Below are 12,147 nucleotides of genomic sequence, written 5' to 3' on the forward strand. Positions count from 1 at the left end.
AGAAAACCGCCAACGCGCGCGCCCCTCATTCGTTATCACGGTCTTTGCGCCGGTACGGGAACACGTCGATGACCTTGCCGGCGCGAATCGCGTCCTGCAGGCCTTTCCAGTAGTCGGCGTTGTACAGCTCACCATGCAGCTCATCGAACAGCTTGCGCTGGCCGGCGTCGGCAAACAGGAACGGCGGGAATTCTTCGGGGAACACATCCAGCGGACCGATGGAGTACCAGGGCTCCGAGGCCATTTCGTCCTCGGGCGTGCGCGGTGCCGGGATGTGGCGAAAGTTGGCTTCGGTGAGAAAGCAGATTTCGTCGTAGTCATAGAACACCACGCGACCGTGGCGGGTGACGCCGAAGTTTTTCAGCAGCATGTCGCCGGGAAAGATGTTCGCCGCCGCCAGTTGCTTGATGGCCAGGCCGTAGTCCTCCAGGGCTTCACGCACCTGGGCGTCGTTGGCGTTGTCGAGGTAGAGGTTGAGTGGGGTCATGCGCCGTTCGGTCCAGCAGTGGCGGATCAGCACGGTGTCGCCTTCCACTTCCACGGTTCCCGCAGCGACTTCCAACAGCTCGGCCAGGCATTCAGGCTCGAACTTGCTCAAGGGGAAGCGGAAATCGGCGAACTCCTGGGTGTCGGCCATGCGCCCCACGCGGTCGACGCTTTTTACCAGACGGTACTTCTCGATGACGGTGGCGCGATTGACGTTTTTCGACGGTGAAAAGCGGTCCTTGATGATCTTGAACACGGTGTTGAAGCCCGGCAGCGTGAACACGCTCATGACCATGCCGCGCACGCCGGGCGCCATGATGAAGCGGTCATCGGTGGTGGCCAGGTGGTTGATCAGCGCGCGGTAGAACTCCGACTTGCCGTGTTTGTAAAAACCGATTGAGGTGTACAGCTCGGCGATGTGCTTGCCGGGCAGGATGCGTTTGAGAAACCCGATGAATTCCGCTGGCACCGGCACGTCGACCATGAAATACGAGCGCGTGAACGAGAAGATGATCGACACGTCGGCTTCGTCAGTGATCAGCGCGTCGATCTGAATGCCGCGCCCTTCGCGGTGCAGCAGCGGAATCACCAAGGGCCATTGTTCGTCACGGGTGTATATGCGTCCTACAAGGTAGGCGCCTTTATTGCGGTAGAGCACCGAGGAAAACAGCTCGACATTGAGGTCCGGATCTTTGCACACCCAGTCCGGCAGGTTCTCGCGCAATTGCGCTTCGAGCCGGCGCAGGTCGGTCGCAAGGTCTGCGTAGGGTTCGCTGAACGCGTAATCGGCGAAGACCTGCGCCAGCATCGCCGTCAGGTCGCCCGCCGGCTGATAAACGCGGGTTTGCGCCGCACGCGCACGGCGCAGACTCGGCCGCGTGGTGTGGATGAACATGCAGGCGTCGCTGATCAGGTCATGACTGAACAGGCCGCAGAAGATCGAGTTGTACCAGGTCTCGGACAGCTCATCGTCAAAGCGCAGGTCGATCAGGGCGATGTAGGCGCGCTTCACCTGCGGCCACGCGTCCACTTCCAGCAGCGTGGCCTCGTCGAACTGGGCGCGCAGGCGCGCCGTTACTTCAGCGACTTTTTCTTCATACAAGTTGATCCGCGCCGCCGAAGCCGCCTGCCCCTGCTGCCACTGGGCCTTCTCGAAACGTTCACGGGCGCCGTCAGTAATCTGGCGAAAGTGCTCACGGTAATCGTCGAAGCCCTCGAGGATCATGCGGGCGATGGCGAGGGCGGATTGCGACATGCGGGAAACCTCGAACGGGCATCTGGAAGCCCTGAGCTTAGCCAGTGAAACGAAGCAGGAGAAGGATGATTTTCCGGGCTTATCTGTACCCCTTCGTGCAGTTTGTACATTTGCTTTCAATTTTCCCAACTCGACCAAGCGGTCAATTAACGCACCGAAAAGTCTCACCGCGCACGCCTGTAGCCCCACAACCGCATGGCTTGGCGCTGGCGCGAGAGAAAACCAGTGCTGTCGCCGATTCTCAGCACAGGTCACCGCCTCGATGCACCGTAAGGGAAACCCTGATCACCACCTTGATGGCACTTTGATATATATAGCGCGCCCTTTCCCACCCAAATAAGGTCCAAAGACCGGTCCGGGAACAGAAGCTAATCGCCTAAGGAGCACCAAGATGTCATTGAGGAATATGCGAATCGGTCTGCGCGCCAGTCTGAGTTTCGGGGTTTTGGCCGCCATGCTGGTGATTGTCGGCCTGTTTGGCCTGGGCCAGATGGCCAAGCTGCGGGAAAGCGCGCTGGTCATCGAAGCGTCCTGGATGCCGAGCATCGAGAATATCCACGACAGTGCCGCCTATGTGGCCAGTATTCGCCTTGAGGCCTTGCGCCTGGCAACCACCGACGAATCGCGGATTCGCGACAACAGCAAAAGCCTGATCACCCGCCAGAGCAATGAGCTGCAAACGCTGCTGACCCATCACGAAACCCTGACCAGCGGCGGCGACGAAACCGCTTTGCTGAAAAAACTCAAAGGCGATGTGGCGACCTATCTCAGCATCGTCGGGCAGATGATTGCCCTGGTGGACAAGGATCAACAGCAAGACGCCATTGACCTGCTGAACAGCCGCCTGGCACCCCAAGGTGCGGTCCTCAACACGAGCCTGGAGGACATGATCGTCTTCAATCAGAAAGGCGTCGAAGACGCGGCCGACGCTGCCGCGCAGATGTATTCCAGCGCGCGGTGGGTGGTCGGCCTGATCATCGTTTGCGCGTTGATCGCCACCTTATTACTCGCCTGGCTGCTGACCCGCAGTATCACCGCCCCCCTCGGCCAGGCCCTGGCCGTGGCACGCACCATCGCCGACGGCGATTTGAGCCAGCCTGTGGTGGTCCAAGGCACCGACGAACCGGCGCAATTGCTGACGGCCCTGGCCACCATGCAGGGCCAGCTGCGAACCACTATCCACGGCATCAGCGAATCGGCGCAGCAACTGGCCTCCGCCGCCGAGGAAATGAGCTCGGTGATGGAACAGAGCACCCGTGGCCTGCAGGCGCAAAACGATGAAATCGAACAGGCTGCGACCGCCGTCAACGAGATGAGCGCGGCCGTGGACGAAGTGGCGGGCAACGCGGTGTCCAGCGCCGAAGCGTCCAAGGCCTCCGATGAAGACAGCAAGCACGGCCACTACCAGATCAGCGAAACCATCAGCTCGATCCAGAACCTGGTGGACGAAGTGATTGGCGCCTCGAACAAAGCCGAAGGCCTGGCCGTGCAGGCTCAGGACATCAGCAAAGTGCTTGAAGTGATCCGCGGCATCGCCGGGCAAACCAACCTGCTGGCGCTCAATGCCGCCATCGAAGCGGCGCGCGCAGGCGAAGCCGGCCGAGGCTTTGCGGTAGTGGCCGATGAGGTGCGCTCGCTGGCGCAACGCACCCAGGATTCCACCGAAGAAATCGAACAGATGATCACCGGTATCCAGCAAGGCACCCAGGGCACCGTCGACGCCCTCAACAGCAGCGCCGAACACGCTGGCCAGACCCTGCAGCGCGCTGGAAAAAATCACCGCGGCCATCTCGCAGATCAACGAGCGCAACCTGGTGATCGCCAGCGCCGCTGAGCAGCAGGCACTGGTGGCCCGCGACGTCGACCGCAGCCTGGTGAACATTCGCGACCTGTCCACCCAAACCGCTGCCGGCGCCACCCAGACCTCAGCCGCCAGCCAGGAGCTGTCGCGCCTGGCCGTGGACCTCAACGGCATGGTGACGCGGTTTGTCCTGTAATTAGCGATTGTGTCGGCCAGGCCTCTAGGCAACACTCGCCGCCTTATTCAGGTAGGAGTGTTCCGTGAGACCTGTCGACACCCTGTACTTGCTGGGGCTGGCTGCCATCTGGGGCGCGAGCTTCCTGTTCATGCGCATCATCGCGCCGGAAATCGGCACCGTGCCGACCGCATTTTTTCGCGTGTCGATTGCCGCCGCCGGCTTGCTGGTGATACTCACAGCGATGCGCGTCAACTGGGACTTCCAGGGCAAGTTCAAGACCGTGCTGCTGCTGGGCGTGATCAACTCCGGCATCCCCGCGACCATGTACTCGGTGGCCGCGCAGGTGCTGCCGGCCGGCTACTCGGCGATCTTCAACGCCACCACGCCGTTGATGGGCGTGTTGATTGGCGGGTTGTTCTTCAGTGAACGCCTGACACCGTCGAAAATCGCCGGCGTCAGCCTGGGCCTGCTCGGCGTCGCCGTGCTGACGCGCGCCGGGCCGGTGGCGTTTGACCTGGAATTATTGATGGGCGCGCTGGCCTGTCTGTTGGCCACTACCTGCTACGGCTTCGCCGGGTTCCTCGCACGGCGTTGGCTGGACCAACGCGGCGGCCTGGACAGCCGACTCGCGGCGCTGGGCAGCATGCTGGGCGCTAGCCTGTTTTTGCTGCCGTTCTTTGCCTACAGCGCCATCAGCCATCCTCCTGCAAGCTGGGGCGGCTGGCAGGTGTGGGCGTCACTGCTGGGGTTGGGACTGGTGTGCACGGCGTTTGCCTACATCCTGTACTTCCGCTTGCTGTCGTCCATTGGGCCGGTCAAGTCGATGACGGTGACCTTCATGATTCCGCCGTTTGGGGTGCTGTGGGGCGCGTTGCTGCTGGATGAGCCGTTGTCGATGGCGCATGTGTATGGCGGGGTGTTGATTGGGGGGGCGTTGTGGTTGGTGTTGCGGGTGGGGAAGTTGAGTAAGTCGCCTTAGGCTAATCCAAGCATTTATAAGTGCCGCACCTACCCTGAGCCTCTTGGAAAAGGCATAGTGCATGCCAAAATGAAATGACGCGGAATGAACCATGTACCTTGCTACAAAAGAGCGGCCGGTAGGCTACCTCATTCTCTTAGCTATATCGGCCGTCTTCGTTGCAGGCAACTTCCTATGGCAAGGCCATGACGGCTTTAATCTCTGGGATGAAGGCTATCTCTGGTACGGCGCCAGGCAAATAGTTGCCGGTGAGATTCCGATTCGAGACTTCATGGCGTATGACCCAGGCCGTTATTACTGGGCTGCAGCCTATTTTTCTATTATTGGCGACAACGGGATCATAGCGCTGCGCGCAGCCGTGGCTTTATTCCAGGTGATAGGTCTGTATGCAGGACTTTGGACTGTGTCCATTGCCCTAAGACACACCACAGCAAAAAACATCGCCTATTTGTGCATCGTCGCGGTCACGCTGATGACCTGGATGTACCCGCGGCATAAAATTTTCGACATATCCATCTCAATGATTCTTGTCGCAGGCCTGACTTATCTGCTGCTGAATCCATCGACTATTCGGTATTTTTTTCTGGGTGCCTTAGTCGGGCTCGCGGCGGTCTTTGGTCGCAATCATGGTTTTTATGGCGCAGTGGCCAGTTTGATAGCTATCGGCTGGCTAAGGATCAAAGCACCGCAATCAAGTACGGGATGGACGGATATCGCGGCCTGGGTTGCAGGCGTCGTCATAGGCTATCTGCCCGTGATCGGCATGTGCCTTTTCATTCCTGGGTACTTCACAGCGTTCTTAGACACTATTGTCTTCATGCTGCAGCAAGGGAACACGAATTTACCTCTGCCTATTCCCTGGCCTTGGAAAGTCGGCTTCGGCACCATCGGCCTGATCATCGAGACCCGGTGGTTTCTCGTCGGAATTTGCTTCATTGCATTGATAGCTTTCGGCGCGGGAGCACTAGGGTGGGTATTTAGAGAGCGGTTCAAAGGCCGTTTTGTGCGTCCTGAACTGGTAGCCGTGTCCTGCGCTGCGCTCCCTTATGCACACTTTGCCTTCGCTCGTGCAGACGTAGGCCATCTCGCACAGGGTATCTACCCGCTACTGATGGGGTGTTTCATCCTGTTCGCCTATCTTCAATCGTGGGCTTCAAAGTTAACACTGGGTGTACTTACAGCGTCGGTCAGCCTATTCATACTCGCCGCATGGCAACCGGGCGTGCTTGCTCGCACGCAGGATGGCTGGCAACGGATCGAGGTTTCTGGCTCGGTGTTGTCTATGGACGCTGGGACTGCTGAAGCAGTGAACCTCTTGAGAGATCTCACCGAGAAATATGCGCCAGCCGGCAGACCCGTCCTGGTTCTGCCCTTCTGGCCTGGTGCCTATCCTTTATTAGATCGGCATGCGCCGCTTTGGGAAATCTACGCCTTGTCGCCACGCTCTGAGGAATTCCAACGGGCCGAAATCGAACGGATAAAAAAGGCTGATCCCGGCTTTGCATTGGTCTTCAACATGGCAATGGATGGGCGAGAGGAATTGAGATTCTCGAACTCTCATCGTTTGATCGACGACTACATTCGCTCTCATTTTGACCTGATCCAGACTGCCGCCAACCCGGCGTTCCAAATTTATAAAGCACCGAGCACCAGGAATTAGCGCAAATGTGGCGACGATTCAGCCTTCATGATCAATAGTCATTTGATCTGATAGTGATATCGCGCCACTAAAATTCAAGGCAGGTAGCAGAATGAAAGCAAGGGAGCGGACGAGTAGATTTCTTGGATTTTATGTGAGTGTTTGCATGTTCGAGTGACGTCGTTGCGCATTTTTCACACTGCGCTATAGGCCATGTCTGCAATGGGCATGAGTTACGTCCAACGATGGCAGCGCAAGATTTCTTGACGTTTCATGAACGCCACAAGCATGGTCCCGCTCGCAGATTGCGCAAGCGCAACACCAGGCTGGCGAACCGGTCAAGCGGCACCAGGCGCCGCAATGAATGCAAAAAAAAAACCGCTAATGCGGTTTTTAGGTTTTTCAGTACAAGCGCCAGACAGTCGTTTCGCGTCAGCAAGCGCTCAAGCAGTATCAGGCTAGAAACTCACTCTTGAGGATGCTCCGGCTTCGGCCGACTCAAAAATAAGAACTTGGAAAAGATGAAGGTCAGCGGCACGGTGATAAGTATCGCCAACAGCGGGCCTACTCGCTCGTCAAATCCAAGTTTATCGACCCAGACCCATAGAATCAAAAGGCTGGTGAGGTATTGCGCCAGATAGACCAACGGGAACAACGCGACCGACTTGATGCCCTGATGACTCTTGAAAACAAAGAATCGGTTGAGGCTGTACGCAAGCACAATCCCGGCCACGTAGGCGATCGTATAACTTGTCCGGTAAGACAAAACATTCAGCAGCAGCAAATAAAGTCCGTAGGTGACGAGGGTATTAAAACCGCCCGACACCAGGAACCTGGCAAAGTCCACCTGCAGGATTTTAGCCGCTACGCGCTTAATCCCCCGCATCATTGAGCGTTGGCAATCAGCGATTTGAATTCGTCGTAATTGCGGATGTAATCGGCCGAATCGTAGTAATGCGACGCAAACACCATCAGCACTGCATCATGGGAATAGCGATACTGGATGCCCCATGTCATAGGCGGCAGGTAAATGCCCTTGTTCGGTTTATCCAGCACGAACTCTTCTCGGTTCCTGCCGTCATCCGCGACCACGTGAACCGAGCCCTTAACGGCAACCAGGAACTGATGGCAGACCTTGTGCGCATGTTCGCCGCGCGTTTCTGCGGTAGGCACGTCATACACCAGGAAGTAACGTTCCGACTTGAACGGGATGGTGCGCTCGAATTCACCCGCCGACAGGCTGCCGCGAATGTCAGCGACTTCAGTCATGGTGTGCAATGTCACACCACTGACCGTGGTTTGGACCACGCCGGGCTTGCTGTCGACCTTTTCAGCCACATCCTGGGATGTGCTGGCAGGCTTGGCATCAACGTAGCCGATAATTTTGGCGGGGTTGCCGACAACAATGGCATTGGGCGGAATGGAACGCGTAACCACCGCACCTGCGCCGATCATTGCGTTGATGCCAATGGTCAGACCCGGAAGGATGGTGCAGTTAGCACCCAGTGAGGCGCCCTTGCGGATGATGGTGCGATCGAAGGCTTGCGGGTAAACCTTGCTGCGCGGAAACAGATCATTCGTGAAGGTTGCATTCGGACCAATGAAGACGTCGTCTTCAATGGTGATGCCGTCCCAGACCTGCACGCCGCATTTGAGTGTGACGCGGTCGCCGATGATCACATCGTTTTCAATGAAAACGTTATCGCATACGTTGCACTCACTGCCCAAGGTCGCCCCAGGCAGAATGTGCGCGAACGCCCAGACTCGCGTGTCTTTGCCAATATTCTCGGATTCGCACAGTGCATGACTGTGAACGAAGAATTGCTTAGTGCTGCTCATTCTTGTCTCCAAAATCCTCAACACGCATTGGGATTGCCAAGGGTCGATTCTTTGTATTTTCGTAGGTACGCCATGCATAGGAGCCCACGATTCCCAGCCCCAGAAGATTCAGGCAGCCAAGGAAGGTGATCGTCAGCATGATCATTGCGTAGCCCGGCACTTCAATCATGCCGTGCAACTTCGCCGCCAATGTGAAAACGCCGAATAGTGCCGCCAGAAACGAACCGAACGCGCCGACACGCGTGAGCAGCCTAATGGGCAGGTCCGTAAAGGAAAACACACTGTCCATCAGGTAATTGACTTTCTTGCGCAGGGTCCAGGCCGAGGTGCCGTGGACTCTTTCCTGACGGGTGTAGGTCACGACTTTCCTGCGATAACCCAGCCAGAAAATCTGGGCGATCAGCGAGCTGTGCCGCTCATCCAGCGTCAACAGTGTGTCCCTGAACGCGCGATTGCAGGCAAACATATCGACGCCACCCGGCGGAATCTCCGGGATGACGTATCGGCGGTAAAGCCCCCAGAAGAGGTTGGATGCCATGCGACTGCCCCACGGGTCCTGCCGCCCCTCTCGAACACCGACGACAACATCGGTGTCCTGGCCCAACAGCACGCGGTTCATTTCAAGAACCAGTTCAGGCGGCTCCTGCAAGTCCGCGGCCATTACCGCAAATCGGTCGCCACTGCCATTTTGCAGCCCCGTACGAATAGCCATGAACGAGCCAAAGTTCTTCGACAGCAAAATGAGCTTGGAGCGGAAAGGCTGCGAAGGCAGCTTCTCTCGCAAAATCTCATAGCAGCGGTCCGGACTGCCGTCCACAACGAAGACAACCTCAAGGTTGTTATCAAGCTGCGTATTCAGGCCAGCTATGGCGACGAGCAGATCAGGAAGATTGCCCTCGTTGCGATATACGGGGATGACCAACGTCAGCAAGGTTATTTCCCCTCAGAGAAGTAAGCAGTGACGGCCTCGATCACACGATCGACTTCTTCGTCGGTCAGGCCAGGGTAGCAAGGCAGCGAAATAACTGTTTCACATGCATGCTCGGTCACGCTCAACGCTGCTGGCTTGGCAGCGTAGGCCGGTTGCTTGTGGTCAGCGATTGGGTAATGGATATCGGTGCTGACGCTCTTTTCTTTCAATGCAGCAGCAAACTGCGCCCTCGCCTTCACGCGCACGACGTAGAGGTGGCCTACGTAATCTTCGCCGGTGGAGCATGGCAATTGCATGTCCAGTGCCGCGAACGCCGCGTTGTAGCGCTTGGCGATCGCACGACGCTGCTCGTTCCAGGTGTCCAGGTGCGGGAGTTTTACACGGAGGATCGCGGCCTGCATTTCGTCAAGGCGGCTGTTACGGCCGCCCGGGACAGACACTTGGTACTTTTGAGTCCAGCCGTATTGGCGCAACTGACGGATGCGAGTCGCGAGTTCGTCATCATCGGTGACCACTGCGCCGCCATCACCCAGAGCACCGAGATTTTTGGTGGGGTAAAAGCTGAAGCACGCAATCGTGCCAAAACTGCCGGCCTGCTTGCCATTGCGTCGCGCACCGTGGGATTGGGCGCAATCCTCCAGCACCGGGACGCCCGCCGCCGAAGCGATACGCACGATTTCCTCGATGTTGGCCAGTTGACCGTAAAGGTGCGTTACGATCACCGCCGCGGGCTTGCTGTCCAGTACCTGCGCGAGCGATTTCGGGCAGATGGTCAGGCTGGCCGGATCCACATCAACGTACAGAGGCTCTGCGCCGACTGCATGAATCGCCGTGCTGCCGTAGAAGCCAGCGTTCGCAACCGCAACAACATGGTCGCCGGGGTTAACGCCCAGCCCCTTCAGAGCCAGCTCAAGAGCATCTGAGCCATTGGCAACGCTGACGCAGTGCTTGATGCCGACATAACCTGCGAATTCCTCTTCGAACAACTTCACTTCGTTCCCAAGAACGTACCAGTGGCTGTCCAATACAGCTTTCAGAGGTGTGACGAAATCCAGGCCAGCATTTGCCTTTACGGCCGAGAAAAGAACGATATTTTCCATAAAAGTCCAAAAGTCACTGAGCAGATTGGTTGGCCTTGTCACAAAGGCTTGGCATTGCGAAAAGCTTAAAAGATGAAGTAAGGGTGTAAAGAATTAGCTTGCACCCCCCTGCGTTAGGCTGGAGGGTGATCTGGCCTGAATAGCCTGTGCGCAAGGCCTTTGGGGTATTGAGTGCTTTTGCGACATCAGGCCGCTCCAAGTCCACCGGCAATACACCAACGACCTTCTCATTTTCGACGACAATCACGAATTCCGGAGTGCCGGCGCTCTCAGGAACATAAGTCCACCCCCTGAGTTTCCAGGTGTTATCGGACGTGTAACCTTCATCTATATTCCCTGCCGCTATCGAGTCAGCAGCGCGAGGCAGGGTGAGATACGCCTGTGCTTTTTCGGGGACAAACAGGCGGCTGGATAACTCATTTTGAGCCAACGAGAACTTGCTCGACGTTTCTTTGCCGCGATTTTGATCAACAACGCCCTGAATCGCAGCGCCGATAGCTGAGCCCTTCAAATTCCCAGCAGCCGTAATATTTGCTTTCCAACTCAGCACATTGCTCAGCACCATGAAGACTAGCAATATGCCCAGGGCTAGGCTGAGCTTGCTCGCAGCACTGCTGTTTTTTGGCTCGTACGCGCTCATTTAGCCGTCCTTTCTACCAGCCGCTTTGCGATCAAGGAGAGAAGAAGCCCCAGAAAGGGAATGGTCACAAACAAATACCTGCCCTGCGGCTGAGGAAGTGAATTTTGAGAGGCGATCAGACTGAATAACGTCATGGAGGGAAACAAACCAACGATCATGACAAGTGGCAAAATGTAGTCCAGCACAATTTCACGCTTAGGCTCTCTGACGCTCAGAGGTTTGACCTGGGCAATGGCTACGCAAATGATACCGATCAACGCAAGTGCAGCTAATTGGTAATAGACAGTGGGTATGAATAAATTCATCCAGCCCGTCACAGAGAAATAGCTTTTATAGGTCAACCCCAGCCACGGCCAGAGATTAGCTGTGTTCAAGAAATCGTGCCCGCACCGAAAGTAGCAAGTGCCAAAACCCGCGGCCGGATTCAACCTGTGCAGATTCACGAACTCGATTTGACCCGATATCCCCGATATTTCGCCATATTTGTGGTAGACCAGTATCAGCATGGGGGCAGCCAATACAGCGGCGGCCACGATCATTGTTGGCAGGTGCTCAAATAAACGCTTGTTTCTGAACATACGCGTCGACAACAACATCACGAAGGCAAACACCAGCGCTGGAATAAAATACAGCTTGGCCATCAACATAAGACCGACTGCCAATCCGAAATACAAGGCTCGCTTTCGAGTGGGCGACTGTATGAAACTCATCAGCGTGCTTATCAATAACGCAATACTGGTCAGCCCATAAGCGTCGCTGTTGAAATATGAGAACACAAACGTAACTTGCGGAATCAGGGCAATAATGCCGGCAATGAGCGCAGACGATACTGGCGACAACCCAATAAGGCGGGAAGTACGGAAAAGCGCGCAGATGAACACGCCTCCCAATATCCAATCGAAGCTGCGAGCCCCCAGATAAAGGAAGTCAGGCGACACGATCCAACTGCTCACATAGGTGGTTACCAAAGCGCCCAATATGTGAGGAAAAGGAAGCCCGTGGTACCAGAACTCGCCTTTTTGCCAAGTGTGCCCAGAGATGGTTCCCACGAAAACCTCATGCGGCTCAGTAGCGAGCGGCAGGGCATGAGAGCCTCTCAAAAACTCCAACAAGTAAAAATGGGTCGACTCGTCGGGCGCACCATTAAAGGCAATGCCCAACGACCAACTAGCAACTACAAGGAAGTAACACGCGGACAATAACCACTGCCAGCTAAAGTCAGATAGGCCTGTAGGGTTACAGGTTCGAATTTCATTACCCACTATCAGGCCTCTGTGCTTAATCAAGAATGAATCATCC

General features: G+C 56.4%; 9 protein-coding genes and 1 pseudogene. 3 read left to right on the forward strand and 7 right to left on the reverse strand.

What is annotated here, in order from left to right:
• Positions 1-25 precede the first annotated feature (25 nt).
• Positions 26-1,741, reverse strand: coding sequence for a bifunctional isocitrate dehydrogenase kinase/phosphatase (gene aceK / locus L8K08_RS08365; RefSeq protein ID WP_242195759.1), 1,716 nt, complete (start codon positions 1,739-1,741; stop codon positions 26-28).
• A 391-nt stretch (positions 1,742-2,132) separates the two neighbouring features.
• Here aceK and L8K08_RS08370 point away from each other — a divergent pair.
• The 3 genes and pseudogenes from L8K08_RS08370 to L8K08_RS08380 all read left to right on the forward strand — a co-directional run bounded on the left by L8K08_RS08370 (position 2,133) and on the right by L8K08_RS08380 (position 6,359).
• Positions 2,133-3,738, forward strand: a pseudogene (locus tag L8K08_RS08370) (methyl-accepting chemotaxis protein).
• 64 nt (positions 3,739-3,802) lie between these two features.
• Positions 3,803-4,699, forward strand: coding sequence for a DMT family transporter (locus L8K08_RS08375; protein WP_242195762.1), 897 nt, complete (start codon positions 3,803-3,805; stop codon positions 4,697-4,699).
• 91 nt (positions 4,700-4,790) lie between these two features.
• Positions 4,791-6,359, forward strand: coding sequence for a hypothetical protein (locus L8K08_RS08380; RefSeq protein ID WP_242195765.1), 1,569 nt, complete (start codon positions 4,791-4,793; stop codon positions 6,357-6,359).
• 445 nt (positions 6,360-6,804) lie between these two features.
• Here the strand turns inward: L8K08_RS08380 and L8K08_RS08385 are convergent, their stop codons facing one another.
• The 6 genes from L8K08_RS08385 to L8K08_RS08410 are packed head-to-tail and all read right to left on the reverse strand — an operon-like array spanning position 6,805 to position 12,110.
• Complete coding sequence (locus L8K08_RS08385; protein WP_242196394.1) at positions 6,805-7,224, reverse strand: GtrA family protein; 420 nt, start codon at positions 7,222-7,224, stop codon at positions 6,805-6,807.
• The gene (locus L8K08_RS08390) at positions 7,224-8,177 is read right to left on the reverse strand and encodes a WxcM-like domain-containing protein (RefSeq protein ID WP_242195768.1); all 954 of its coding nucleotides are present in this window, start codon (positions 8,175-8,177) and stop codon (positions 7,224-7,226) included. Before L8K08_RS08390 ends, L8K08_RS08385 begins: the two co-directional genes overlap by 1 nt.
• On the reverse strand, positions 8,164-9,114 hold the full coding sequence (locus tag L8K08_RS08395; RefSeq protein ID WP_242196395.1) for a glycosyltransferase family 2 protein: 951 nt from the start codon (positions 9,112-9,114) through the stop codon (positions 8,164-8,166). The genes L8K08_RS08390 and L8K08_RS08395 overlap by 14 nt, the downstream gene beginning before the upstream one ends.
• A complete protein-coding gene (locus L8K08_RS08400; protein WP_242195771.1) occupies positions 9,111-10,208 on the reverse strand; it encodes a DegT/DnrJ/EryC1/StrS family aminotransferase in 1,098 nt (365 codons plus the stop codon). The genes L8K08_RS08395 and L8K08_RS08400 overlap by 4 nt, the downstream gene beginning before the upstream one ends.
• 13 nt (positions 10,209-10,221) lie before the next feature.
• Entirely contained in the window at positions 10,222-10,848 is a 627-nt protein-coding gene (locus tag L8K08_RS08405) for a hypothetical protein (protein ID WP_242195775.1), read from the reverse strand.
• Entirely contained in the window at positions 10,845-12,110 is a 1,266-nt protein-coding gene (locus L8K08_RS08410; RefSeq protein ID WP_242195778.1) for a hypothetical protein, read from the reverse strand. Before L8K08_RS08410 ends, L8K08_RS08405 begins: the two co-directional genes overlap by 4 nt.
• Positions 12,111-12,147 lie beyond the last annotated feature (37 nt).

This window comes from Pseudomonas sp. TREG-RG-20F-10-E-6-01 (assembly GCF_022662455.1).
Taxonomy (GTDB): Bacteria; Pseudomonadota; Gammaproteobacteria; order Pseudomonadales; family Pseudomonadaceae; genus Aquipseudomonas.

Bases quoted from the DNA above. Each gene is read 5' to 3' on its own strand.
- aceK (WP_242195759.1), bottom strand. From the start codon at position 1,741: ATGTCGCAATCCGCCCTCGCCATCGCCCGCATGATCCTCGAGGGCTTC.
- L8K08_RS08380 (WP_242195765.1), top strand. From the start codon at position 4,791: ATGTACCTTGCTACAAAAGAGCGGCCGGTAGGCTACCTCATTCTCTTA.
- L8K08_RS08385 (WP_242196394.1), bottom strand. From the start codon at position 7,224: ATGCGGGGGATTAAGCGCGTAGCGGCTAAAATCCTGCAGGTGGACTTT.
- L8K08_RS08390 (WP_242195768.1), bottom strand. From the start codon at position 8,177: ATGAGCAGCACTAAGCAATTCTTCGTTCACAGTCATGCACTGTGCGAA.
- L8K08_RS08400 (WP_242195771.1), bottom strand. From the start codon at position 10,208: ATGGAAAATATCGTTCTTTTCTCGGCCGTAAAGGCAAATGCTGGCCTG.
- L8K08_RS08405 (WP_242195775.1), bottom strand. From the start codon at position 10,848: ATGAGCGCGTACGAGCCAAAAAACAGCAGTGCTGCGAGCAAGCTCAGC.